The organism is Serratia sp. HRI, assembly GCF_010119335.3.
Taxonomy (GTDB): Bacteria; Pseudomonadota; Gammaproteobacteria; order Enterobacterales; family Enterobacteriaceae; genus Serratia; species Serratia nevei.
This window is the reverse complement of sequence record NZ_CP083690.1, coordinates 2,564,153-2,584,797: the sequence shown is the minus strand read 5'-3', so window position 1 is coordinate 2,584,797 and position 20,645 is coordinate 2,564,153. Positions and strand designations below refer to the sequence as shown.

The window sequence follows — 20,645 nt, the reverse complement described above, 5'->3', positions numbered from 1 at the left end:
GAGGGCACCTGAACCGATCCCGAGCCTTCCGATGATTACGGGCGGGACTGCTGAATACGTTGTTGCACCCACGCCTCCACTTCACTCTGTAGCCAACGAGAGCTACGCCCCAGTTTAATAGGTTTTGGGAATTCACCCTGCTGGATCAGTTTATAAAACCATTTGTCACTTAAGGCAGTGAACTGCGTGATAAACGCCATATCGACAAGCTGATCGTTTAGTAGGGATGGTGTATTGGTATTCATGATTAAATCTCCTTTAAGTCAATTGGTTAAAGGAGGAATGCCGTTTTGGTTTTCTACTTGGCTTCCCTCAAGGGATGGGCTGCCGAGTAAGAAATAAATAATTCGTAGTTGGGGGTATGGCGCAAGTTCCCCCGGATGATGGGAGAGTCTTGTCCTTACCCCTGGTTGCTAAGTTGTTATGTGCTTGTTCGTTTGCTTCCCCATCAGGACACCAGAGTTTACCGAGCATCCAAAGGAGCGTGCTTGATTGCTGTATTGCTTGGTCCAGTGTTTTGCCATGTAGTTGATACGGTCCAAAAGAGCTTGGTAGTCATGTGTTTTCGTCAGGGCATTTCTATTGATGTGATAGCAGGGGTTCTTGGGAAAATAGACAAGAGAACGGTACTTTTCTTTATCGGCACCAAGCGCACTACACCATGCCTGGACAATGAGGTCTGCAAGGTTACCTTCTGCTATATAGTTCCCCAGTGTCCAGTAAGCATCCTTATTGAACATCAGGAGAACGTGGTAGTGGACTTTGTTTCCTATTTGGTTACTTTCCTTAACCCATATGTAATGAACTTCAGAGTCATGTGCCTTGGGATTAGTTTTTTTACTTCTTTTCCTATCTGCTTTTATTTTCGCTTTAACGGCATCTGTAAAACGTGATATGACATTTTTGTCATTACGAGATGCTTCATTAGGCAAGTGCAGGTCAATACGTGCAGCTAAGGTTCTGGGGTGTTTAGCCAAAGCGAGATTTATGACTTGCTCAAACCTATTTAGGTAGTGATTGTTATGTGATGTTGTGCTTGCTTTCATAATGTATGCCCTCAGGGTTTAATTGTCTTCATCTCATCCCATACCCCGTATTTAATTATTAAAATCACCTTTCATATATTCAATTTTATTTGTATATAATTAATCCACTGTGTTCTGTATATATGTTATTTATATATATATATTAAACAATCCGAGATTTTATTTTAGTTTGCACTAAGCAAATTTCATGGCGATTTTCAGACTGGGCGAGGTGTCAGCCTACGATTCTATTGATTACTTTTTGGATAATTTACTCTGGAGTTATGCTTTTTTAAAACGCTATATTTACATGCTTGTTTGCAGGGAAGGGCTGTTGCGCAGGGCAACCTGTTCTGGTTGGTACATTTGCTATCTCTTCCCTCGAGTGGCATGGGAGAGACTGGACCAGTACCGGCAACGCCACCGCTGTTTTGTAGGGAGTGTGTTCATGGATCAATCAATGGGATGCGCAGTATTTTTTTACATACCCCTATGTATTGGCGTACCCAATGCGCTTTACTTGCTCCCAAAGAGATCCTTTGAAAATCTTGATCTTTTGTTTTAATTTAAAATAATTGCATGATATATATGATTTTGTTGTAAAGTAAGTTACTTTTTAAAGTCAAGGCTGTGGGGGAAAGCAAGAGATGGCAAGCAAGTACAAGATAACGACCTATCTTTCCGATAAGGCGCTCTATGAACGGGTCATTAACTCAGCCAAGAAAGCAGGGATGACGCAGTCAAAATACGTCGAGTTGCTTCTCATGCAAGAAAGGCCGCATGCTAACGATGTGCGGAAAGTCAGGCCTGAGATAGAGATTTATGATCACTACTATCCCAGACAGGATATTTTCCCTTCTCATGGGGCACTCGTTCTTGACGAGGCATTGGCTTCTACGCCTAGTGAGAGGAAGTTGTTTTATTCTGAACAGATAATCCAAGCGGCCAACACAGGGATTCTTGCTGATTTTTATAAGGAAGTGTATGGGGAAAATGTTCATAAGGTGGATGATGACAGTGCGATTTTTGTGTTTCTCAGACTACAGTTTTCCGGGAGTCTAAAGAAGAACTCAAATGTTTCAAGTGTGGAGCTCAAATATCGCGTTATGTATCAGCCTATGATAATTACTTCTACAGAGTGGGATAAATATAGTGGGTATTATGATTTCTTCAATATTAGATATTTGAGGCAATCAGATCTTATTAATAAAGGGTGGCGCAGGAATTTCTCAAATAAGTACTCCGGAGTTGTACCTGTTTTTGAGAGGAGAAGGGAACACAGGGATAATAGTGGTTTCTTTATTCCGGTTTGTAAGGAGCCTAAGTTTTTTTCAGATAGAGTGAGCGAGGTAAAAAACACTTTCATTGGAGATAACGGTTTTTTCTGTGGAATTAAAAACATTAACAACAAAGAAAGATTTAATTTAAAAGGGCGGGGGCTGTTAAATATCTAGATTTTTCTGGTTTTTTATTTGGATAATTTCTTAGTTAAATATCATTGAAGTGGTATTTAACTTAATTATCTTAGGTAATGCAATGAATAAAAAACAGAAAAGTTATGAGCCTCTGTCTTCTTTGTTACAGACTCTTCCCCGAGAAATATCTCAAAGAGTGTTTCATCGACTCGATGAAGTGATCGCCTATGAACCGACAATCGGACTGATGGGCAAAACCGGTGCAGGTAAATCCAGCCTGTGTAATACGCTGTTTACGTCCCCTCCCGCTAATGTGGATGCGGTAAAGGGGTGTACCCGTCGTGCTCAGCAGTACAAAGCCTCTGATGGTCTGCATGCTCTCAACATTATTGATTTCCCGGGAATCGGTGAAACGCCCATGCTTGATAAGATGTATGCCCGCTTGTACCAACATTGGCTGAATAAGCTGGACCTGATTGTCTGGGTACTGAAAGCTGATGATCGTGCCTGGAATGACGATATCCGGTGTTACCAGCAGTTGGTTTTCCAAGGCGCAGATCCTGCCCACTTTCTGTTCGTCCTCAGCCAGGCCGATAAAATAGAGCCTTGTCGAGAATGGAATACTGCAACCCACCAGCCCTCTCTACGGCAGCGGCAGAATCTACAGGAGAAAGTGACCCAGGTGAATACCGTATTTTCTCCCATTCATCCTGTTTTGGCGGTTTCTGCTTCTGAAGGCTTCAACATATCTCAGTGGGTCGAAACCCTCATCACCGTTTTACCCGACAAAGCCAGCAGTGCGGTTACCCGTCAACTTGAACCTGAGTATCTGACGGAGAAGGTGACCACCACGGCGCAGGAAGGTTTTGCCCGTGTGGTGGGAGACATCTTTGATGAAAGTGTGGAGGCCCTGTTGGAATCACACACACTCAGAACATGGTTAAAACAGGCCCGCTCTCGGCTGCTCTCTCTAGCCAAATTACTCTGGCATCGCTTCTTTTAACGCCTATCTAAAAACCTGCCCTGTGTTCGATCTGTTTCGCCGATCGAATATAGATTTATTATAGTTTTTGACTATTAAATTAAAATTAATGATCGTTTTTAACGATAGATTTCAACGATCGGTTTCGGTTTATTGATCTTCACTAACGATTATCCCTCTTCTTTACATCCCGATACGATCCCCTCGCAGGGGAGGATGTTCAATCCCACTGTTTTCTAATTTATTATTAATAAAGGAATATTTCTCTATGTTGAAACCTTATCCGTTTCTCAAACAGGACACCTACGCCTGGTGTTTATCCATTGGCCTTCCTGTTATCTGGGGTCTCTCCGCTATCTTCCTCCCACAGAAAGTTGCGCTGGGTCTTTATATGCTTTGCTCCCTGGTCTGGGTGCTACTCGACCGATTGAGCCTGATGAAACAGGAGAAAATGGCCCCTTCACTGGGATGGTTCCTGCTACCGATGGTTTACCTGCGGCAACGTGACGAGCGTCAGGGGAAACCCTGGCGCTTGTTACAGGTATGGCTGATTTGCACCGTATTGTCAGCCGTGGTCGGTAATCATTTTAAAACGCAATCGGGTACCGAACGGCTGGCGCAAAGCGCTTGCCCGGTGGTCACTAAAATCCTGCAGCGTCAGGGCATAGAGGAGCACTGTATCCGTATCACAGATATCAAGGAGGAGGTGGCAGGGCGTTTTTATCAGGCTCAGGCTTTGCTGAATACCGGCTCAAAAGAACCGCTGACGATAGAAGTGCGCTCAGGCGGGAATATTTACGTCACGCTAACGGAGCAGGAATAAGTGATTTTTATCAAGGAGATGATGAACATGAAAAAAATGATAATGATGTTTACCCTGTTGGTCAGCGCTCTGTTGAGCCAGGCCGCATGCGCAGCGGCTTATGATCCCAAGCCGATAGAATACCGGAATGTGGTGGCTGACAGCGTACAGGTTGAGCATGACCGTATTATGGATGGCGTTGATGAATTTATCATCACGGGGAAGAAGGGAAAGGTTACTGAGAAATTCAGGCTCACCTGCAACGCCGATGAAGCACGTCTGGGCATCATGTATTACCTGAAAGATATCTATGGCGTTAAGGCCGAGGGGGCAACGGGAATGACTCTGCAGTATTACCCGGCCGGGGCCCATCAAATGAACATCAGTATCGATCATCCCGATACGTTGATGGACAGCCTCCTGACGGCTAATTTGGCACAGGCGGTTTCTGCCATGCAGAAGCGTAAGGAAGGGACCTTTGTTTTTCACTTCTACCACAACGACAGCAGCTTCGATCATGTCCCTCTGGCGTACAGCTTCCAATACCCGGCGAAATTGTTGACACCCGCTCTGGGCAAGGCATTGGTTAATGCCAAGACCACATCATGCGACATCAAATCAGGTGATAGTCAGCTATCACCACTCAAGCGTCTTGTTGATCATCTCTAGCTGATTGATTACCGCTATCAGTTTGCTACTGACTTAGAGCCCTGTCGCCGATCGCGACGGGGTTTTTGGTTTTTAGGCGCTGAGATGACCTATTTCAAATCGTCTCCTGCGCTACCGCTCAATGAACCCTGAATGCAGTGACGTCATGCCTATGAACGACTGAAAACAACGGAATAACCTCATGAACTTAACCTTATCTCCGGCAGTCACTGAACTGCCATTAAGTACACAACGTACTATCAAACGCGCCCTGTTCTTGCTGGAGACCCATTTGCGTGAACCGGGAGCCTCATTCACTTCACCTGGTACCGTCAGCGATTGGCTTCGATTGCGCATGGCTAGGCTGGAGCGCGAAGTGTTTATGGTGCTCTGGCTGGACAATCAACACAGGCTATTGGCCCACGAAACGTTGTTCACCGGCAGTATCAACAGCACCGAAGTCCACCCCCGCGAAATCGTGAAGGCGGCACTGAAGCACAATGCTGCAGCGGTACTTCTCGCGCATTGCCATCCTTCCGGCCACGCTGAGCCCAGTGTTGCCGATCGGCAAATCACCGGCAGGATTAAAGATGCGCTGGCACTGGTTGAGGTCAGGGTACTGGATCACTGTATTGTCGGCGGCATGTCGGTGTATTCGTTTGCTGAACACGGCTTGTTATAGGGGGCGATACGATGCCATCAATCATTGCCCCTGTCTGGGGACTTAAACGTAACGTCACTCCGCAGTTTGGCGCCCGCCTGGTACAGGAAGGCGGGCGACTGCACTTCCTGGCTGACCGTGCCGATATCAGCGGTACCTTCAGCGACGAGCAGCTGCGTGACGTAGATAACGCCTTCCCGCAGTTCATCAACCACCTGGAACTGATGCTGCTTTCTGGTGAGCTCAATCCCCGTTATCAGCACTGTGTCACGCTGTATTGCAATGGCTTGACCTGCGAAGCCGACAGTCTGGGATCACAGGGTTATGTGTACCTCTCGATTTATCCGACACCTGAAACGCCCAGGTAAAACGCCCTGCATTTTTAACCTCACGCCATTCTTACTATCCAACAAAGAGATATCCCTTATGCGAACAATACCCGCGTCATCCACTCGGGCGGCCCCGTCGTGCCCGTCCCCCATGGCTATCTGGCAATTCTTGCTCACCTACCTGCTGGCGCAGCACTACGGCCTGACGCTCAACGACACCGCATTCAGCGACGATGCCGTAATACAGGCCCATATCGGTGACGGTATCTCCCTCGCGGATACGCTGAATGCCATGGTGGAGAAGTTTGATCTGGTACGCATTGACCGCCGAGGGTTCGACTGTCAGGCGCAATCGCCCTTTATCACTGCTATCGATATTCTCCGCGCCCGTCGAGCCACCGGCCTGATGACCCGTATGGGTTACCAGACCATCACCTCAGTTATCCGGGGAGAAAAGCAGGCATGAACCTGTCTAGATTGCTGCTGGCATGCTGATTACCGGTGTCCAGTGCAGGACAGCCCACAATGTTTTTAATACCACCACTACCCGACCCCCGCCCTTAAACCGGCGGGTGTTGGCGTTTATAGAGAAAGAAATATGCAGATTGAACTCGAAGTTTTAACTGACCATACAGAGTTGATTTGTTCCACCAGCATCGAACGCATCGTGTCTGGACGTAATACCGCGCTGGCGTAGATTGCAGCCCTTATTCACCAGCTTGAAGAAATCTCGGTCATCACTAACAGCTTCGGTGGAGGAATAGCAAGAGATTGGGCCATGCGACAAGATTTCCGCTGCGGTTGCTGGCTGATGGAAAAAGCAGAAACGGCTATGCCAGTGATCACCCGCAATCTTGATCGCAGTGTTTGGCGTGACCTGATGCTGAAATCCGGAATGATTTCTCTTATGGACGCGCAGGCCCGTGATGAGTGGCATAAGAATCTGGAGGATGGGGTTCTGCCAGAAATCAGCGAGGAAAACATTCTGGCCACCTTTGAGCATTTGCACCACAGTAAGGGGGAAGTGTTCGAGCGTGGGGTGGTCAACGTATTTAAAGGGCTTTCATGGGATTACAAAACTAACAGCCCATGTAGTTTTGGAAAAAAGATCATCATCAATAACCTGGTCACTCACAATCGCTGGGGCTTTAGCCTGAACTGGGGCTGGCGTCGTGACCAACTGACGGATCTGGAGCGTATGCTCTTCCTGCTGGATGGCAAACCTATTCCTGACAATCGCGGTGATGTCACGACCCGGCTAATGGAACATATTCGCGATCATCCGGGTGTGCAGTTGTACGAAGATGATTTCTTCAGCATTCGTTACTTTCAGAAGGGAACCGCGCATCTGATGTTCAAACGGTTAGATCTGGTGGAGAAGATGAACGACATTATCGCTAAGCATTATCCAGGCATGTTGCCTGCAAAATAAACGCCATACGCGTAATGAGCTCTCCTACATGGATCTCTGGCATACTAGGTGCTTTACTGCACGGTAAGCCAGATTAAAGCGGAGGCGACATGGCAGACAAGCACTTAACCCAATCACCGGCAGGTGAGTTTGTTATGTTTGCCAGCGATGACGGTGAAGTGCGTGTTGAATGTCGTTTTGAGCAAGAAACGCTGTGGCTGCCCCAGGCGACCATCGCGAATCTTTATCAAGTGACTCCCCAGGCGATTACGCAACACATCAAAGCGATCTACGAAGAAGCGGAACTTGAACAAAACGCAACCTGTAAGTCTTACTTACAGGTTCAGCAGGAAGGGGGCCGTCAGGTAAGTCGCAATATCCTGCACTATAGTCTGCCCGTTATTCTTGCCGTTGGTTATCGTGTTCGTTCACCCCGAGGAACTCAGTTCCGGCAGTGGGCAACCCAAACGCTTCAGGAATACCTGATCAAAGGCTTCGTGATGGATGACGAGCGGCTTAAAAATCCGCCCGTGGGTTCATCCGCTGTACCTGATTACTTTGATGAGATGCTGGAGCGCATCCGTGATATCCGTGCCAGTGAGCGTCGGGTTTATTTGCGGGTTAGGGAGATCTTCGCATTAGCCGCCGACTATCAGCCGTCACTTAAAGAGACAACGTTGTTTTTCCAAACTATCCAAAACAAGCTGCATTTTGCCTGCACAGGCCACACCGCTGCCGAACTCATCCATCAGCGGGCTGACGCTAACCAGCCCCATATGGGCTTGAGCAGCTATAAGGGTGAGGAGGTGCGCAAAAGCGACGTGACGGTGGCGAAAAATTACCTCAATCAGGACGAAGTCAGCGAACTCAATCGCGTGGTCAACATGTGGTTAGATTTCGCTGAAGATCAGGCGCGGCGTCGTCAACAGGTGTTCCTGCGTGATTGGCAGGATAAGTTGGATCAATTTCTGCAATTTAACGACCGTGATGTTCTGCAAGGGGCTGGCACGGTCAGTAAGAAAGCGGCAGATGAAAAAGCGCAGGCTGAATACGTCCAGTATGCCGAGCAGCAGCGCCGCTTAAAAGAAGCGGCGGGGGAACAGGATATCGCCGGTTTACTACAGTGGAAAACAGACACCAAGAAGCAGCCATAAAGCCCCTTGAACCCCACAAGCAAAATCATTTGGGGGCATAATAGGGGGCATGGTTCAAAATCGAACTAGATAAAACTGAGTAAATTCAATGGTGATGGCTATCAAATGCGACTCCTGTGATCCGATCATTTTCCTATGCTGAACGATACGGCTATCTTTAATGCAATGAGCCGGCTCGGCCGTGCGCGCATCATTCGGAGGTCAACATGCGAAGTCTGGAAGATCAACTTGCCGCTTATGCCGCCTATCACCGCGATGTGCGCAATATCGCCACGCATTTTATCGGCATCCCGCTGATCGTCGTCAGCCTGCTGGCGCTGCTCTCCCGGCCGGGGTGGGGCGCGGGATGGCTGCCGTTTTCGCCGGCCACCGCGGTGGTTATCGTCGCGGCCCTCTATTACCTGCGGCTGAACCTGCGCCTTGGCATCATGATGCTGGCGTTGCTGCTGCTGTGCCTCGTGTTCGGCGCCTGGGTGGCGTCGCTGTCGACGGCGGCGTGGCTGAGCGTCGGCATCGGCGGCTTCGTCATCGGCTGGCTGTTTCAGTTTGTCGGGCATTTCTGGGAGGGGAGAAAACCGGCGTTTATGGACGACGTGACGGGCCTTATCATCGGCCCGCTGTTCGTGCTGGCGGAAGCCTGCTTCCTGGCTGGCGGGCTGCGCGAACTGCAGCGGAACATCGAAATGCGCTCGGGCAAAGTGCGCAGTGGAAGGGCATGAGGTGGGCTTGATTCCTACGGTGACGGCGTTTCCGCTGCAGCTGGCTTTTATCCCGCTGCTGGAGGCGCTGACGTCGGGGCTACCGTGCCAATTCCCGGCGCTCATCCACAGCATATACCTCTACGGCAGCGTCGCGCGCGGCGAAGCCATTCCCGGCGTGTCCGATCTGGACATCACGCTGTTGCTCACCAAGCCGGCCGATAGCGAGGCGTTGCAGCACCTTGAGGCGTGGCGGCAGGCTTTTCAGCTGGAGCAGCGGATCGTGAGCAAGGTCGACTTTGACATCGGCAGCGTCGAGGAGGCGTTGAACCCTGAGCATTGCCATTCCTGGGGATTTTGGCTGAAGCATCACTGCCGCTGCCTGTGGGGCGAAGACGTTTCCGCCGCTTTTCCGCTGTTTCGGCCCGATCGGCGCATCGCGCTGGCGGTCAATGCCGATTTACGGCCCGTGTTGGTGCGTTATCGGGAGCAGCTACTGCTGCAGACAAGCCCGGTGCCGGATGAGAAGCGCTTAAAGCGCGAAGCGGCCAGAAAGCTGATCCGCGCCACCAACATGCTGCGCGCCGAGGGCAGCGCATTCTGGCCGACAACGTTAACCGACTATGCCGAACAGCTGCTGGCGCGCTATCCGGCACAGCAGGCTGACATGACGTACTTGCTGGCTCATGCGGTTGGCGAGGCGAACGACGCTGCCTTTGCCGACCGGATGATGGATTTTCTTGCGTGGATGGAAGGGCAGCGGTAGGGCGGCTGCCACGCGTGATCACACCGGATTACGGATGCCCCCTCCCACCGCACTTTTAACAAATTTGCAAAAGTCTTTTAGCCTCCCGCCTGCTTATCTTTGTTGTGATCAATGTCATACTTTCGGCATCTTAACTGTTCCCGCGCTTCGGCAGCGGTAAACCGGAGTTGTTGCATGAAAGTGAATTATCCCTTGTTAGCCCTGGCGGTGGGGGCGTTCGGCATCGGCACCACCGAATTCTCTCCTATGGGCTTGCTGCCGACCATCGCCAAAGGGGTGGACGTCTCCATTCCGATGGCCGGCATGTTGATCAGCGCCTACGCCGTCGGCGTGATGGTCGGCGCGCCGCTGATGACGCTGCTGCTGTCGCACCGGGCGCGCAGAAACGCGCTGATTTTCCTGATGGCGATCTTTACCCTGGGCAACGTGCTGTCGGCCATCGCGCCGGATTACACCACCCTGATGCTGTCGCGCATCATCACCAGCCTGAACCACGGCGCCTTCTTTGGCCTCGGATCGGTGGTGGCCGCCAGCGTGGTGCCGAAAGAGAAACAGGCCAGCGCCGTGGCGACCATGTTTATGGGGCTGACCATCGCCAATATCGGCGGGGTGCCCGCCGCAACCTGGCTGGGTGAAACCATCGGCTGGCGCATGTCGTTCCTGGCGACGGCCGGGTTGGGCGTGATCGCCATGCTGGGGCTGTGGTTCTCGTTGCCGAAAGGCAGCGCCGGCGCGCGCCCTGACGTGAAACGCGAGCTGTCGGTGCTGGTGCGGCCGCAGGTGCTGACCGCGCTGCTGACGACCGTGCTGGGGGCGGGCGCGATGTTCACGCTCTATACCTACATCTCGCCGGTATTGCAGCACATCACCGAGGCGACGCCGCTGTTCGTGACGGTGATGCTGGTGCTGATCGGCGTCGGTTTCTCCATCGGCAACTACCTCGGCGGCAAGTTCGCCGACCGTTCCGAGAGCGCGACGCTGAAGGGCTTCTTGCTGCTGTTGGTGGCCATCATGCTGCTGATCCCGCTGCTGGCGCGCAGTGACATCGGCGCAGCGGTGAGCATGGTGATTTGGGGCGCGGCGACCTTTGCCGTGGTGCCGCCGCTGCAGATGCGCGTGATGCGCGTGGCCAGCGAAGCACCGGGGCTGTCGTCTTCGGTCAACATCGGCGCTTTCAACCTGGGCAACGCGCTGGGCGCCGCCGCCGGTGGCGCGGTGGTCTCCGCCGGTCTGGGTTACAGCTTCGTGCCGGTGATGGGGGCGATTATCGCCGGGCTGGCGCTGCTGTTGGTGTTGTTCACCAGCCGCACCGCCGCAAAAGTCGTTTACGCCAACGGCTAAGCGACAGCGTGCGGCGGTTTTTTATCCGCCGCACGCCGTTAGCCGCATAAAACATAAACGCTTATCCTCTCCCGCCCCCATTTATCTGTTCGGCATCAACTCTTAGCCGCTATCATTATCTTTGTGTATAAGTGGCCGCCGCTCGGTGCGGCGCCTCTGGGATAATGAAAGACCTGCCTAAGGAAAGATCCACATGAGAAATATCTTCTTCTTCGACGCGATGCTGACGCCAAAAATCATCACCGCCGTTTACTGGCTGGCGCTGTTGGGCGTGTTGATCAGCGGCATCGGCATGATGTTCTACGGCGAGTTCTTCCGTGGCCTGTTCGGCATCATCGTCGGCGGTGTGTTCGTGCGCGTGGCGTTCGAGATGATCATCATTGCGTTTAAAAATAACGAATATCTGCGCAAGATCGCCGAAAAACCGTAATGCTGTCCCAACGCCGGGTGCCTCCCGGCGTTGTTTCCCTTTCCGCCCAAGCTATTCGAAGCCGAGCAGGCTGAACGCATCGTCCTGTGGGGCGTAACCCAGCAGGCGACGGGTCTCTTCCAGCGATAAACGCGTGTAGCGGTTATTGGAAACCCCGTGCACCACCGCATATTGCACCCCTTCGACACGAATGCAGCGCTCCAGCAGATCGGCGGCGTCGCGATGGCTGAGAAACGCGCTCATGTCGCGGGCGCTGAGCCGATCTCCCGGGCTCAGGCTGGTGAAGTTGGCGATGCGCACCGACAGGGCAGAAAGCCCTTCCTGATGGGCGAAGTAGGCGGCGATGCCTTCGCCGAAGGCTTTACTGGCGCCGTACAGGTTCTTCGGTTTCGGCGCGTCGTCCGGGCGGATTTGATAGTCGAGCGGGTAGCCTTCCACCGCCTGCGCGCTGCTGGCGAACACCACCCGGCGGCAGCCGGCGTCTTTCGCCGCGCGGAAGATATTGAAGGTGCCGAGAATGTTGTTGTCCATCAACGAGCCGCAGAAGTCGGCGTCGGGGGAGGGATCGGCCGCCAGATGCAACACGGTGTCGATATTGGCGCAGGCCGCGCGGCAGGCGTCGAGATCGGCGATGTTGAAGCTGATGACTTCGTCGCCGGGTTGCAGATCGTTCAGCAGACTGATGTCGCGTTCCGCCAGGCGCAGCGCGTAGCGATCGCCCATTGCCTGACGAAACGCCGTGGCTACCCGGCCGCCGGCGCCGGTGATCAGAATCCGTCCTACATCAGTACGCAACACCATGATGACTGCCATCCCTACTCTCGATTAAGTGTTGACCAGTAATAATCCCCCGCGTGACTTTTGTCCAGTATTTATATTAGTCATTCTGATGCTTTATGCCGGTAATGGGCACGTTTTGCCGAGCGTTTCGACCAGGAAATTCATCACCGCGCGCACGGCAGTGGTGCGCGCCAAATCGGGATACGTCACCAGCCAAAGCTCGCGCGTTGGCGCGGCATTGGCCGTGGGCAACGGGACCAGATCCGGATCGCCATCGGCGACGAAAGTCGGCAAAACGGCGGCACCCAGCCCTGAACGCGCCGCTTGTTGCAGTGAAAACAGATCGCTGGCCTGAAAGACCACCGGACGCCCCTGCAACAGCTGTTGCAGCCATTGCTGATGCGGCTGCTGTTGGTAGTGATGGTCATAGGCGAGAAAGCGGCGCGCCGCGTCGGGTAGTGCGGCGTGCTCCGGTGCGGCATACAGCGCGTAGCGCATCATGCCGATGCGCTGCGTCAGCAGCTCTGGCTGCTGCGGGCGCACCATGCGCACGGCGATGTCGGCTTCGCCGCGATCCAGCTCGGCGAGCGCCGATTCACCTGACAGCGTGACGACGATCTGTGGAAAAGCCTGGTTAAATGCGGCAATGCGCGGCGCGAGAATATGCGCGGCGATCGACGGCGGCGTACTGATGCGCACGCCGGCCTGGGGCGCTGCGCCGGCGCTGCGCGCATGGCGGGCAATAGCCTGGCTTTGCGCCTCGATCTCCGCCGCCAGCCCGGCAATCGCCTGTCCGTCCTGGGTCAACGGTGTGCTGCGCGGCAGTCGTACGATCAAACGCAGGCCGAGCGCCTGTTCCAGCGCCGCTACGCGTCGCCCGACGGTGGCGTGATCGCAACCCAGCTCCCGCGCTGCCGCCGACAACGAACCGGTGCGCGCCAGCGCCACGAAGTGTTTTAAATCCTGCCAGTCAAACATCGGTGAATTCCTGCACATTAATGATGCGATTTTCGGGAATATTCACACGAATAACGGCGTGATTCAATGTATGAACGTTTCCTCTTAAATTGAATTATTCAATTAATTTTTCTTATGAATTTGCAATTACAGCAACGCACGGCATTGGTCACGGGCGCCAGCGAAGGGATCGGTGCCGGCATGGTCAGGGTATTGGCCGCTCAAGGTGTCAAGGTAGTGGCCACCGCACGACGCGGTGACCGGCTGCAGGCCTTGGCGGATGAGGTGGAACGGCAAGGGGCGGCGCGTCCGCAGGTGATCGTTGCCGATGTGACCGAGCCTGAGGCTCTCGCCCGTTTGGCGGCGCAGGCGCTGTGCCAGGTGGGGACAGTCGATATTCTGATCAACGCGGTCGGCGCGTTTCACCCCACGACGTTGAACGACAGCGATCGCAGCTGGGATGACGCTTTCGCTTTGAACTTCACGCCGGCCCGCAGATTGACTCAGGCGCTGTTGCCGGCCATGCAGGCGCAAGGCTGGGGCCGGATTATCAACATCAGCGGCTCGATGGAGCCGCGCAGCCTGAGCGCCGCCAGCGCCGCCAAGGGCGCATTGCATCTGTGGGCCAAAGGACTGGCCGGCGATGTGGCTGCGCAGGGGATTACCGTCAATACGTTACAGCCGGGGCGCATCAACAGTGAACAGATCCGCGAGCGCTTATACGCTTGCGATGAAGCACGCCAGGCGTTTATTGCGCAACATATCCCGATCGGCTACTTCGGCGAACCGGAAGACATGGCCTATCTGGCGGCGTTTCTTTGCTCCCCGCTCGCGCGATATATCACCGGCGCGGTGATCCCGGTAGATGGCGGCATGCATTATTTCGCGCATTGAGGTCGTTTTGCCCCCGCGATCACAGTTCGGCAATTTGCCGGCGCAAAGGCTTGCCCCGGCAAAATCCGCGGTGTTAACGTCATAACTCAACCGATTTAGGGTTGTTACTGCTACGGCAGGCAAAACCTAAACCTCGCGTTTCTGTTCCCCGATGGGGCAGAGGCCGCGAGGTTTAGGTTTTTTTTTTGCGCCGAATTCCGCCTCAGCGCCAGGCCAGTGCGGGGAGGGGAGAGGCAGAACGCGAAGTCTAAGGATAACCGTATGAAATATGACACATTAGCCAGTGAGATTTTGGCCGGCGTCGGTGGCCGCGACAATGTGAAAAGCCTGGTGCACTGCGCCACCCGCCTGCGTTTCAAGCTGCGTGACGACACTCGCGCCAACGCGGCAGCGCTGAAGAAAAACCCCGGCGTCATCATGGTGGTGGAGAGCGGCGGCCAGTTCCAGGTGGTGGTGGGCAACCACGTGGCGGAGGTGTTCGACGCGGTTAACCGCGTTGGCGGGTTGGCCGAGGGCGCGCCGAGCGACGACGCGGGCGGCAAAAAAGACAACCTGCTCAGCCGATTTATCGATCTGGTGTCCGGTATTTTTACCCCGCTGCTCGGGGTGATGGCCGCTTCGGGGATCCTGAAAGGCTTCCTGGCGCTGAGCCTGGCCTGCGGCTGGCTGCTGGAGAGCGGCGGCACCTTCAAAATGCTGTTCGCCGCCAGCGACTCGCTGTTCTACTTCTTCCCGATCATGCTCGGCTACACCGCCGGGAAAAAATTTGGCGGCAACCCCTTCGTCACCATGGCGATCGGCGGCGCGTTGACGCATCCGCTGATGATGGCGGCGTTCGACGCGGCGCAGCAGCCGGGGGCGGTGCGCGAATACTTCTTCGGCATTCCGCTGACCTTCATCAACTACAGTTCGTCGGTGATCCCGATCATCTTCGCGGCCTGGGTGTCCTGCCGCCTGGAGCCGCTGTTTAACCGGGTGATCCACAGCGCGCTGCGCAATTTCATCACGCCGCTGCTGTGCCTGGCGATCACCGTGCCGTTGACCTTCCTGCTGATCGGCCCGGCGGCGACCTGGCTCAGCCACCTGCTGGCCAACGGCTATCAGAGCATTTACGCCTTTAACCCGATCATCGCCGGCGCCTTTATGGGGGCGATGTGGCAGGTGTGCGTGATCTTCGGTCTGCATTGGGGATTGGTGCCGTTGATGATCAATAACCTGAGCGTGCTGGGGCGCGACACCATGGTGCCGCTGCTGCTGCCGGCGGTGATGGGGCAGGTCGGCGCCACGCTGGGCGTGATGCTGCGCACCCGCGATGCCAAGCTGCGGGCGCTGTCCGCTTCGGCCATCGGCGCCGGGATTTTCGGCATCACCGAACCGGCGGTATACGGCGTTACGCTGCCGAACAAACGCCCGTTCATCTTCGGCTGCATTGGCGGCGCGCTGGGCGGTGCGGTGATCGGCTACTTCCATACCTCGGTCTACTCGTTCGGCCTGGTGAGCGTATTCACCTTCGCGCAGATCATCCCCGGCGGCGGCATTGACGCCACGGTATGGGGCGCGATCGGCGGCACCCTGCTGTCGTTCGTGTTCGCCGCGCTGGCCAGCTATCTGTTCGGCGTCGCACCGGAGGAAGAGACGGCGCAGCCTGAAGCCGCCGCGCCGCTTAACCGCAAACAGGCCATCCTCAGCCCGATCGCCGGCGACATTGTGCCGCTGGATCAGGTGAACGACGCAACCTTCGCCAGCGGCCTGCTGGGGAAAGGGGTGGCGATCGCGCCGCAGCAGGGGCGCGTGGTGGCGCCGGTGAGCGGCAGCGTGGCGTCGCTGTTCAAAACCAAACACGCCATCGGCATCGAATCGGACGACGGCGCGGAGATTCTCATCCACGTCGGCATCGATACCGTGAAGCTGGACGGGGCGCATTTCACCGCCCATGTGCGGGAAGGCGAGCGGGTTGCCCCGGGCGATCTGCTGATCGAGTTCGACCAGGCGGCGATCCATGCCGCCGGCTATGACACCACCACACCGATCATCATCAGCAACAGCGATGACTACGTGGACGTGTTGACCAGCGGCCTGTCTCCGGTGCAGGAACAGGCGCCGCTGCTGACTTTATTACGCTAATTGAGGAGCAAGCGATGAACGGCAAGTTTCCGCAACATTTTCTGTGGGGCGGCGCGGTAGCGGCGAACCAGGTAGAAGGCGCGTATCAGGCCGACGGCAAGGGGCTGTCGACCTCCGATCTGCAGCCGCAGGGCATCTTCGGCGCCATTACGCCGCGCGCGGCGGGCGACAGCGGCATCAAGGACGTGGCGATCGATTTCTATCACCGCTATCCGGAGGACATCGCGCTGTTCGCCGAAATGGGCTTCAAGTGTCTGCGCACCTCGATCGCCTGGACGCGCATTTTCCCGCAGGGCGACGAAGAGACGCCGAACGAAGCCGGGCTGGCGTTTTACGATCGGTTGTTCGACGAGATGGCGAAATACGGCATTCAGCCGCTGATCACGCTGTCGCACTATGAGATGCCTTACGGTCTGGTGAAGCACTACGGCGGCTGGGGCGATCGGCGCACCATCGATTTCTTCGAGCGCTATGCGCGCACCGTGTTCGAACGCTACAAGCACAAGGTCAAACACTGGCTGACCTTCAACGAAATCAACATGTCGCTGCACGCGCCTTTCACCGGCGTCGGCCTGCCGCAGGAGAGCGACAAGAGCGCCATCTATCAGGCGATCCACCATCAGCTGGTGGCCAGCGCCAGAGCGGTGAAGGCCTGTCACGAGATCGTGCCGGAGGGCAAAATCGGCAACATGCTGCTGGGCGGCATTCTGTATCCGCTGAGCTGCAAGCCGGAAGATCTGCTGGAAACCCAGCGGCAAAACCGCGACTGGCTGTTCTTCGGCGACGTGCAGGCGCGCGGCTGTTACCCGGCCTATATGCAGCGCTTCTTCCGTGAAAACGGCATTCAGGTGGCGATCACCGAGGAAGATCGGCAAACGCTGCGCGAAACCATCGATTTCATCTCGTTCAGCTACTACATGAGCGGCTGCGTCACCGCCGACCCGGCGCAGTACGAGACGGCGCGCGGCAACATTCTCGATATGGTGCCGAACCCACACCTGGCCAGCTCGGAGTGGGGGTGGCAAATCGACCCGATCGGGCTGCGCTACCTGCTCAACGTGCTGTACGACCGCTATCAGAAGCCGCTGTTCATCGTCGAGAACGGGCTGGGCGCCAAAGATCGCGTCGAGGCCGACGGCAGCATCCACGACGACTACCGCATCAACTACCTCAATGACCATCTGGTGCAGGTGGCGGAAGCGATCGACGACGGCGTCGAGGTGATGGGCTACACCAGCTGGGGGCCGATCGATCTGGTCAGCGCCTCGAAGGCGGAAATGTCGAAGCGCTACGGCTTCATTCACGTCGACAGGGACGATGCCGGCAACGGCAGCCTCGAGCGCCGCCGCAAGAAGAGTTTCTACTGGTATCGCGATGTGATCCACAGCAACGGCGCCAGCCTGAAAGAGCGGCGCTAGCCTCTAAGCCCGGCGGCAAACGCCGGGCGTTAACCTAACGTTATTCGCTGCTGTTCATGATGGGAAATTCTCTCCCAGGGAATGCTGTTGCCCGCACTCAGCCGTTATGCGGAGAAATATAATAATGATGAAAAGCTTATTACCTCGTTCCATGACCCTGGCGGCGCTGGCGCTGCTCTGTAGCCAGGCGCAGGCGGAAACGCTGCAAACCGGCAAGGACGTCGAAGCCCCCACCGCCAAATGGGAAGGGGTGGCGCTCGGCTTTGAGCCGCCGCAGCCCGGGCTGTTGGGGGATATGCTGGGGATCAGGCCGATCTTGGAGGATCACGGCTTCCACTATAATCTCGGCTACCTCAGCCAGCTGTCGTATAACGCCGGCGGCGGTTACAACCACGATAAACAGGCGTCTTACATCGACCAGTTCTCGTTGACCTTCAGCCAGGATTTGCAGGCGCTGACCGGCATTCCGGACGCGGCGATCGAAGGCAATATCGTCAACCGCAACCATGACAACAACCTGACCCGCGATCGCTTGCAGGATCCGCGCGTCGGCCTGACCGATCTGTCGCAGGAGAGTTTTGGCGGGCAGTCGATTACCCGGCTGGGTTGGTTGACCTTCAGCCGCTCCTTCCTCGATCGCCGGCTGCAGTGGCGCATCGGCATGATGAACAAGGTGCAGGATTTCGATCAGATCATCCCCTGCGATTTTCAGACGCTGACGCTGTGCGGCGGCAAGTCCGCTAATTCGTTGACCTGGTACAACTGGAACGTGCATTACTGGGGCAGCACGCTGCAATACAAGCTGACCGACGGCCTGACGCTCAAGGGCGGCGTGATGGAGCAGAACCCGAGCGCCCCCAGCCGCAGCCACGCCTGGAGTTGGTCCACCAAGGGCAGCAAAGGCTTCCTGTTGCCGATGGAGCTGGAGCTGAAAACTCACGCCGTCAACCAACTGCCGGGGGTGTATAACCTGGGCGTGCTGTTCACCAACGCGCGCCAGAGCGATCTCTATGAAGGGGTGTCCGGCGGGCCGGGCGCCAGCGATCCGCAGGGCTATCGCAGCCACGATCGCACCTGGTTCCTGTATACCGGTTTCAACCAGCAGGTGACGCGCCATGCGGATGACGTCAACCGTGGCCTGAGCGTGTTTTACAGCCTGGGGCTGGGAGATCAGCGCAGCAACTACCTGCACTGGTCTACCTCGACCGGCATCCGTTACCGCGGGCTGTTCGATGCGCGGCCGGACGACTGGCTGGGGCTCGGCGTCTCGGTGGTGAAGCTGAGCGACCGCTACAAAGACAATCAGCGTTATCTCAACCAGATGAGCGGCATCAGCGATTATCACGATCCGAACTACCGGCCGGTGCCGGGCCACTCGGTGACGGCGGAGCTGTATTACCGGGTTAACGTCACGCCGTGGCTGCAGCTGCAGCCGGGCCTGCAGTACTGGCATCACCCGGCGGGCGTCAGCGAGACGCAGGACGCCTGGGTGACGGCGTTGAAAACGGTGGTGACCTTCTGATCAGGCCGCGTCGCTCTCGCGGTAGCGCCGGCGGGCGTGTTCGAACCAGCTGGCGGGCACGTTGTGCGGTGGCTGCTGCAACCTGAGCAGCCCCTGTTCAACGATATGGCTGGCCTGGCGCCACAGCGTCGGGTCGCCTTCGGTCAGCACCTCCAGCAGGCGCTGTTTCTCGATCAGGTAGGTCTGGGCGAAGTGGCTATCGTAGTCCAGCAGCGAGCGGGTGTTGTCGATAAGATCCGCCAGCTTAATGGTTTTGGCCTGCGGCGACGCGGCGGCGCTGTGGCGTCGATCGCGGTTTTTGCGCTCGAAGCGGTTGCCGTCCTCGGCGTGGCTGACGTTGGTTAGCATCCGCACCAGCTCTGCCACCTTCGGCCCGAAATGGCTGTCGATATCGCCGAGGGTGGTGGGCGTGTCTTCCACCGTATCATGCAGCCAGGCGGCCGCCAGCATCTCTTCGGTGTGCGGTACGCTGCGCACCAGCTCCATCACCGCCTGCGGGTGGACGATGTACGGATCGTCGGTGTATTTGCGGCGCTGATCGATGGCCGCATGCGCCTTGGTGGCGTAGCGGCGCGCGCGTTCTGCAAGCGTGTTCGTCATTTCCTTTCCCTCCGAGCATCCTCTGCATGAAAAAAAGGTAGCATACCTCACAAGAAATAGCTTGCGATTACATCGTGCGCTATCTATATTCACACACATGAAAAGCACCGAGACCGAACAATCCAAGGCGAAGAACCTGCTGCAGCTCGATCAGCAGCTCTGTTTCGCGCTGTACTCCGCCAATCTGGCGTTGCACAAAGTTTATCGCAAGCTGTTGAGTCAGCTCGAACTCACCTACCCGCAATACCTGGTGATGATGGTGCTGTGGGAGCGCGATCGGGTGACGGTATCGGATATCGGCGAGCGGCTGTTCCTCGATTCCGCCACGCTGACGCCGCTGCTGAAGCGGCTGGAAACCGCCGGTTTGCTGGTGCGTTATCGCGCCACCACCGACGAGCGGCAGGTGATCATCGCCCTGACCGAAGCCGGCCGCGCGCTGCGCGAGCGGGCGCAATCGGTGCCCGAGGCGGTGATGTGCGCCACTGACTGCAGCCTGGACGAGATCGTCTCGCTCAAACAGCAGCTGGAAAAGCTGCGCGGCAGCCTGATCGATCAGATTTGACCCGCCGCCGCCGAACGCAAGAACGGCGCGGGTGGTCTACACTGGTTACTAAGTGTCAAAAATAAGTAGCGCACGATTTAATCGCAAAAGATAAATATGTGACCGGCTTTACCTCGTGGAAGCCGT

22 protein-coding genes and 1 pseudogene are annotated in these 20,645 nt (G+C 55.8%); 18 read left to right on the top strand and 5 right to left on the bottom strand.

What is annotated here, in order from left to right; genetic code table 11:
* Positions 1–35 precede the first annotated feature (35 nt).
* Both GF111_RS12455 and GF111_RS12450 read right to left on the bottom strand, forming a co-directional pair.
* The gene (locus GF111_RS12455; RefSeq protein WP_047729519.1) at positions 36–245 is read right to left on the bottom strand and encodes an AlpA family transcriptional regulator; all 210 of its coding nucleotides are present in this window, start codon (positions 243–245) and stop codon (positions 36–38) included.
* A gap of 168 nt (positions 246–413) precedes the next feature.
* Complete coding sequence (locus GF111_RS12450) at positions 414–1,046, bottom strand: inovirus Gp2 family protein (RefSeq protein ID WP_071845329.1); 633 nt, start codon at positions 1,044–1,046, stop codon at positions 414–416.
* 626 nt (positions 1,047–1,672) lie between these two features.
* Here GF111_RS12450 and GF111_RS12445 point away from each other — a divergent pair.
* The 13 genes and pseudogenes from GF111_RS12445 to GF111_RS12385 all read left to right on the top strand — a co-directional run bounded on the left by GF111_RS12445 (position 1,673) and on the right by GF111_RS12385 (position 11,662).
* On the top strand, positions 1,673–2,479 hold the full coding sequence (locus GF111_RS12445; protein ID WP_047729515.1) for a hypothetical protein: 807 nt from the start codon (positions 1,673–1,675) through the stop codon (positions 2,477–2,479).
* Positions 2,480–2,561: 82 nt separating this feature from the next.
* Positions 2,562–3,443: a GTPase family protein gene (locus tag GF111_RS12440; protein ID WP_224217842.1), complete on the top strand. Its 882-nt coding sequence runs from the start codon at positions 2,562–2,564 to the stop codon at positions 3,441–3,443.
* A 247-nt stretch (positions 3,444–3,690) separates the two neighbouring features.
* Positions 3,691–4,245 carry a hypothetical protein gene (locus tag GF111_RS12435; RefSeq protein ID WP_047729513.1) on the top strand — a complete coding sequence of 185 codons (555 nt, stop codon included), beginning with the start codon at positions 3,691–3,693 and terminating at the stop codon, positions 4,243–4,245.
* A 27-nt stretch (positions 4,246–4,272) separates the two neighbouring features.
* Positions 4,273–4,893 carry a hypothetical protein gene (locus GF111_RS12430; RefSeq protein WP_047730810.1) on the top strand — a complete coding sequence of 207 codons (621 nt, stop codon included), beginning with the start codon at positions 4,273–4,275 and terminating at the stop codon, positions 4,891–4,893.
* A gap of 181 nt (positions 4,894–5,074) precedes the next feature.
* Positions 5,075–5,554: a DNA repair protein RadC gene (gene radC, locus GF111_RS12425; RefSeq protein WP_047729511.1), complete on the top strand. Its 480-nt coding sequence runs from the start codon at positions 5,075–5,077 to the stop codon at positions 5,552–5,554.
* A gap of 11 nt (positions 5,555–5,565) precedes the next feature.
* Positions 5,566–5,901: a type IV toxin-antitoxin system YeeU family antitoxin gene (locus tag GF111_RS12420; protein ID WP_224217841.1), complete on the top strand. Its 336-nt coding sequence runs from the start codon at positions 5,566–5,568 to the stop codon at positions 5,899–5,901.
* Positions 5,902–5,959: 58 nt separating this feature from the next.
* On the top strand, positions 5,960–6,328 hold the full coding sequence (locus GF111_RS12415; protein ID WP_147191515.1) for a TA system toxin CbtA family protein: 369 nt from the start codon (positions 5,960–5,962) through the stop codon (positions 6,326–6,328).
* A gap of 132 nt (positions 6,329–6,460) precedes the next feature.
* Positions 6,461–7,294 (top strand): annotated as a pseudogene (locus GF111_RS12410) (DUF4942 domain-containing protein).
* An 89-nt stretch (positions 7,295–7,383) separates the two neighbouring features.
* Positions 7,384–8,427 carry a virulence RhuM family protein gene (locus tag GF111_RS12405; protein ID WP_047729502.1) on the top strand — a complete coding sequence of 348 codons (1,044 nt, stop codon included), beginning with the start codon at positions 7,384–7,386 and terminating at the stop codon, positions 8,425–8,427.
* A gap of 206 nt (positions 8,428–8,633) precedes the next feature.
* Positions 8,634–9,146, top strand: a complete 513-nt coding sequence (locus tag GF111_RS12400; protein ID WP_147191915.1) for a DUF962 domain-containing protein — start codon at positions 8,634–8,636, stop codon at positions 9,144–9,146.
* A gap of 1 nt (position 9,147) precedes the next feature.
* Positions 9,148–9,891, top strand: coding sequence for a nucleotidyltransferase domain-containing protein (locus tag GF111_RS12395; protein ID WP_224217840.1), 744 nt, complete (start codon positions 9,148–9,150; stop codon positions 9,889–9,891).
* A gap of 174 nt (positions 9,892–10,065) precedes the next feature.
* Positions 10,066–11,232, top strand: coding sequence for an MFS transporter (locus GF111_RS12390; protein WP_148940397.1), 1,167 nt, complete (start codon positions 10,066–10,068; stop codon positions 11,230–11,232).
* Positions 11,233–11,425: 193 nt separating this feature from the next.
* A complete protein-coding gene (locus GF111_RS12385) occupies positions 11,426–11,662 on the top strand; it encodes a DUF4282 domain-containing protein (RefSeq protein WP_019452598.1) in 237 nt (78 codons plus the stop codon).
* Positions 11,663–11,713: 51 nt separating this feature from the next.
* Here the strand turns inward: GF111_RS12385 and GF111_RS12380 are convergent, their stop codons facing one another.
* A complete protein-coding gene (locus tag GF111_RS12380; RefSeq protein ID WP_038875909.1) occupies positions 11,714–12,463 on the bottom strand; it encodes an NAD(P)-dependent oxidoreductase in 750 nt (249 codons plus the stop codon).
* 93 nt (positions 12,464–12,556) lie between these two features.
* Positions 12,557–13,420 carry a LysR family transcriptional regulator gene (locus tag GF111_RS12375; RefSeq protein WP_102779465.1) on the bottom strand — a complete coding sequence of 288 codons (864 nt, stop codon included), beginning with the start codon at positions 13,418–13,420 and terminating at the stop codon, positions 12,557–12,559.
* Positions 13,421–13,534: 114 nt separating this feature from the next.
* Here GF111_RS12375 and GF111_RS12370 point away from each other — a divergent pair, with 114 nt between their 5' ends.
* The 4 genes from GF111_RS12370 to GF111_RS12355 all read left to right on the top strand — a co-directional run bounded on the left by GF111_RS12370 (position 13,535) and on the right by GF111_RS12355 (position 19,357).
* Positions 13,535–14,293 carry an SDR family NAD(P)-dependent oxidoreductase gene (locus tag GF111_RS12370; protein ID WP_038875906.1) on the top strand — a complete coding sequence of 253 codons (759 nt, stop codon included), beginning with the start codon at positions 13,535–13,537 and terminating at the stop codon, positions 14,291–14,293.
* A gap of 261 nt (positions 14,294–14,554) precedes the next feature.
* Positions 14,555–16,417 (top strand): PTS beta-glucoside transporter subunit IIABC, encoded by a 1,863-nt coding sequence (bglF, locus tag GF111_RS12365; RefSeq protein ID WP_147190157.1) that lies wholly within the window; start codon positions 14,555–14,557, stop codon positions 16,415–16,417.
* A 14-nt stretch (positions 16,418–16,431) separates the two neighbouring features.
* Entirely contained in the window at positions 16,432–17,835 is a 1,404-nt protein-coding gene (locus GF111_RS12360) for a glycoside hydrolase family 1 protein (RefSeq protein WP_094460666.1), read from the top strand.
* A 151-nt stretch (positions 17,836–17,986) separates the two neighbouring features.
* Positions 17,987–19,357: a carbohydrate porin gene (locus GF111_RS12355; protein ID WP_369916783.1), complete on the top strand. Its 1,371-nt coding sequence runs from the start codon at positions 17,987–17,989 to the stop codon at positions 19,355–19,357.
* On the opposite strand, the gene GF111_RS12350 is transcribed toward GF111_RS12355, so the two are convergent.
* Positions 19,358–19,957, bottom strand: a complete 600-nt coding sequence (locus tag GF111_RS12350) for an HD domain-containing protein (RefSeq protein WP_047729488.1) — start codon at positions 19,955–19,957, stop codon at positions 19,358–19,360.
* Positions 19,958–20,054: 97 nt separating this feature from the next.
* Here GF111_RS12350 and GF111_RS12345 point away from each other — a divergent pair, with 97 nt between their 5' ends.
* Entirely contained in the window at positions 20,055–20,519 is a 465-nt protein-coding gene (locus GF111_RS12345; RefSeq protein WP_038875900.1) for a MarR family winged helix-turn-helix transcriptional regulator, read from the top strand.
* Positions 20,520–20,645: the final 126 nt, after the last annotated feature.

Bases quoted from the DNA above. Each gene is read 5' to 3' on its own strand.
- GF111_RS12440 (WP_224217842.1), top strand. From the start codon at position 2,562: ATGAATAAAAAACAGAAAAGTTATGAGCCTCTGTCTTCTTTGTTACAG.
- GF111_RS12430 (WP_047730810.1), top strand. From the start codon at position 4,273: ATGAAAAAAATGATAATGATGTTTACCCTGTTGGTCAGCGCTCTGTTG.
- GF111_RS12435 (WP_047729513.1), top strand. From the start codon at position 3,691: ATGTTGAAACCTTATCCGTTTCTCAAACAGGACACCTACGCCTGGTGT.
- GF111_RS12345 (WP_038875900.1), top strand. From the start codon at position 20,055: ATGAAAAGCACCGAGACCGAACAATCCAAGGCGAAGAACCTGCTGCAG.
- GF111_RS12385 (WP_019452598.1), top strand. From the start codon at position 11,426: ATGAGAAATATCTTCTTCTTCGACGCGATGCTGACGCCAAAAATCATC.
- radC (WP_047729511.1), top strand. From the start codon at position 5,075: ATGAACTTAACCTTATCTCCGGCAGTCACTGAACTGCCATTAAGTACA.
- GF111_RS12400 (WP_147191915.1), top strand. From the start codon at position 8,634: ATGCGAAGTCTGGAAGATCAACTTGCCGCTTATGCCGCCTATCACCGC.
- GF111_RS12420 (WP_224217841.1), top strand. From the start codon at position 5,566: ATGCCATCAATCATTGCCCCTGTCTGGGGACTTAAACGTAACGTCACT.
- bglF (WP_147190157.1), top strand. From the start codon at position 14,555: ATGAAATATGACACATTAGCCAGTGAGATTTTGGCCGGCGTCGGTGGC.
- GF111_RS12380 (WP_038875909.1), bottom strand. From the start codon at position 12,463: ATGGTGTTGCGTACTGATGTAGGACGGATTCTGATCACCGGCGCCGGC.
- GF111_RS12375 (WP_102779465.1), bottom strand. From the start codon at position 13,420: ATGTTTGACTGGCAGGATTTAAAACACTTCGTGGCGCTGGCGCGCACC.
- GF111_RS12370 (WP_038875906.1), top strand. From the start codon at position 13,535: ATGAATTTGCAATTACAGCAACGCACGGCATTGGTCACGGGCGCCAGC.
- GF111_RS12415 (WP_147191515.1), top strand. From the start codon at position 5,960: ATGCGAACAATACCCGCGTCATCCACTCGGGCGGCCCCGTCGTGCCCG.
- GF111_RS12360 (WP_094460666.1), top strand. From the start codon at position 16,432: ATGAACGGCAAGTTTCCGCAACATTTTCTGTGGGGCGGCGCGGTAGCG.
- GF111_RS12455 (WP_047729519.1), bottom strand. From the start codon at position 245: ATGAATACCAATACACCATCCCTACTAAACGATCAGCTTGTCGATATG.
- GF111_RS12355 (WP_369916783.1), top strand. From the start codon at position 17,987: ATGACCCTGGCGGCGCTGGCGCTGCTCTGTAGCCAGGCGCAGGCGGAA.
- GF111_RS12390 (WP_148940397.1), top strand. From the start codon at position 10,066: ATGAAAGTGAATTATCCCTTGTTAGCCCTGGCGGTGGGGGCGTTCGGC.
- GF111_RS12450 (WP_071845329.1), bottom strand. From the start codon at position 1,046: ATGAAAGCAAGCACAACATCACATAACAATCACTACCTAAATAGGTTT.
- GF111_RS12445 (WP_047729515.1), top strand. From the start codon at position 1,673: ATGGCAAGCAAGTACAAGATAACGACCTATCTTTCCGATAAGGCGCTC.
- GF111_RS12405 (WP_047729502.1), top strand. From the start codon at position 7,384: ATGGCAGACAAGCACTTAACCCAATCACCGGCAGGTGAGTTTGTTATG.
- GF111_RS12350 (WP_047729488.1), bottom strand. From the start codon at position 19,957: ATGACGAACACGCTTGCAGAACGCGCGCGCCGCTACGCCACCAAGGCG.